Annotated in this window: 3 protein-coding genes; all 3 read left to right on the top strand. The window is 51.6% G+C overall.

Annotated features, from left to right (window positions below):
* Nucleotides 1-129: 129 nt before the first annotated feature.
* On the top strand, nt 130-1,128 hold the full coding sequence (locus tag Q0294_RS05680) for an alpha/beta hydrolase-fold protein (RefSeq protein WP_366917912.1): 999 nt from the start codon (nt 130-132) through the stop codon (nt 1,126-1,128).
* A gap of 142 nt (nt 1,129-1,270) precedes the next feature.
* Complete coding sequence (locus Q0294_RS05675) at nt 1,271-1,906, top strand: DUF1801 domain-containing protein (protein WP_366917911.1); 636 nt, start codon at nt 1,271-1,273, stop codon at nt 1,904-1,906.
* Between the two features lie 130 nt (nt 1,907-2,036).
* Nucleotides 2,037-2,506 (top strand): hypothetical protein (locus Q0294_RS05670; RefSeq protein ID WP_299461784.1); only part of this gene is annotated, 470 nt, incomplete at its 3' end.

The raw sequence follows: 2,506 nt of genomic DNA, 5'->3' as shown, positions 1-2,506 counted from the left end.
ATATTTTCTGCTTTTCCCAATGATCTCCTGCAATCGGTGGAATATTTTATGTCGTTGAATTCGAAGCTCCTGTCAAATCGTATCTGTTGTGTGCTCACCTTCGCTGTTATGGGATTGGCATCCAATGTCATGTTTTCCGCTGAGAAAAATGCCGAGAAAGATACGGAGAAACCGGGCACGCAAGGCAATGGCAATTTTGTCATCGGTCCCGACTATAAAATTGCCCCGGATCTCACCGATCAGGGCAATCCCAAGGGAAAGTTTTTCGAGTTCTCGATGCCTTTGAAAGACAGCAAGATTTTTCCCGGCGATGACAAAACGCTCGATCCCCAAAAGCCCGTGCGCGAAACGCGTAAGATTTTCGTTTACGTTCCCGCCGCCTACAAGGACGGCACGAAGGCCCCGATATTAGTCACCCATGACGGACCGAGCCGCATGGATCTGGTCCGTCATGCGTTGGATAATCTGACGATCTCGAAGGACCCGGAACGCAGGCTGCCGGCCTTCATCGTGATCGGCGTCGAAAACGGCGGTAACGACGGCAAGGGGAGCGAGCGCGGTCTGGAATATGATACAATGTCAGACCGCTACGCGCGATTTATCAACGACGAAGTCCTGCCGGGCGTGCTGAATAATAAAGAGATCCGAGCCGCCTACCCGAACATCGCTTTTACCGACGATCCCTGGGGCCGCGCCACGATGGGCTGCAGCTCCGGCGGGGCGGCTGCGTTGACGATGGGCTGGTTCCGTCCGGATCTGTTTCGTCGCTTGATTACGTACTCGGGAACGTTCGTTGATCAGCAGGATGATGATGCCCCCGAAGAAGCGAAGTACCCGCTCGGTGCGTGGGAATATCATTCCAGTATGAAGCTGATTGAAAACAGTGAGAAGAAACCGCTGCGAATCTTCACTCACGTCGCCGAAAATGACCTGCGCGCGAACGATCCGGAAGAGACCTATCATAACTGGGTGATGGCCAACGAACGGACCGCCGCCTCTCTCAAAGCCAAAGGTTATGACTACCGTTATGTTTTCAGCCGTGGCACGCGGCACTGTGATCGCAAAGTCTTCGAACAGACGCTGGCCGACACGCTGATCTGGATGTGGCGCGGTTATCAACCGGAGTGATCAAGCCGCAGGACATCACGAAACAGGATATTTGATTGGATCACGGGGTGAAACAGGGGATGACTGAAATCAGGAACGTCCTATCCTCTGTCTGACTTCGGATTCCACTTATTTTATTTCAGAGTATCAATCAATGAATCACATGATTCCTGAGGTCGATGGTTATATCAGCAAATCCCCAAAGTGGCAGGCAGAATTGACGCAATTGAGGAGAATCATTCTGGACTGTCAGTTGACTGAAGCCTGGAAGTGGCGTGCGCCCTGTTACACGTTTCAGAACAGTAACATCGTGTTGATGAGTGTCTTGAAAGAATACTGTGCGCTGAGTTTTTTCAAAGGTGCTTTGTTAAAAGATACCAGGGAGATTCTCAAAAAACCGGGGGAGAATACGCAGGCGGCCCGCCTGATTCGGTTCACCAGTGTGCAGGAAATCGTAGCGTTGGAACCGGTCCTGAAAGCGTATCTTTCCGAAGCCGTTGAAGTGGAACAGGCCGGCTTGAAAGTGGATTTTAAAAAGGAGCCCGAGCCTGTTCCGGAAGAATTACAAAATAAACTGGATGAACTGCCCGCCTTCAAAACAGCCTTTGCTGCCTTGACGCCGGGACGTCAGAGAGCCTACCTGATGCATTTTTCTGCCCCCAAACAAGCGAAAACGCGGGAGTCAAGGATCGAAAAATGTATGCCGCGCATTCTCGATGGAAAGGGCCTGAATGATTGCACCTGCGGCCTTTCCCAAAAGCTGCCCGCCTGCGACGGCTCGCACAAGCAGATTCGCTGAGGTAATCAATCAACGACAACAATGGAGCAGCATTCCTCAAGTGATCCCCTTTGTTGAGTCGGAATTCGACCATTGCTGCGTTATTTAGAACTGATTCTGAATCATTCAAGTCAGGTGCCTTTAGAAAACCATGCGACAGATATCACTTGCCATCAACACGATAGTCGCTATTTTCTTCGTGGGATTTCTCACGTACACGTTTGTTGCGCGCCAGCATCTGGAAGGGCGTGCTCGTCAGTTTGTCACGGAAAAGACGATTGATTACGCCCGGCCGTTGGTGGGAGTCGTCGAAGAAGCGATGGAATCTCCGCTCGTGAAACGGCTTCTGAGTGACGATCAGAAAGCTGCCATCCTGCAGCAGATCGCTTTATACAAGCAGGAGCCGTCTGCCTACATTGCCGACCTGACTCGCCAGAAGAAACTTCCGCCTGCCCCGCAAAAGTGGAATCCACTACTGAAGCAGGTCCGCGAAACCAAAGAGCGCATCCGGAAATTTTACGATGACACTCTGGCTGCCTTAATTGTAGATCTGCGTATCTTTGCCTTTTCGAACCTCTGTGCTGCGCTCATCGCGTTCTACCTGGCGTACTGGTCTCCCCG

It is taken from the genome of uncultured Gimesia sp., from assembly GCF_937919775.1.
In the GTDB taxonomy this organism is placed as follows: domain Bacteria; phylum Planctomycetota; class Planctomycetia; order Planctomycetales; family Planctomycetaceae; genus Gimesia.
Note: the sequence above shows the minus strand (reverse complement) of the source record. Positions and strands in the feature narration are given on the sequence as shown.

Bases quoted from the DNA above. Each gene is read 5' to 3' on its own strand.
- Q0294_RS05680 (WP_366917912.1), top strand. From the start codon at position 130: ATGTTTTCCGCTGAGAAAAATGCCGAGAAAGATACGGAGAAACCGGGC.
- Q0294_RS05675 (WP_366917911.1), top strand. From the start codon at position 1,271: ATGATTCCTGAGGTCGATGGTTATATCAGCAAATCCCCAAAGTGGCAG.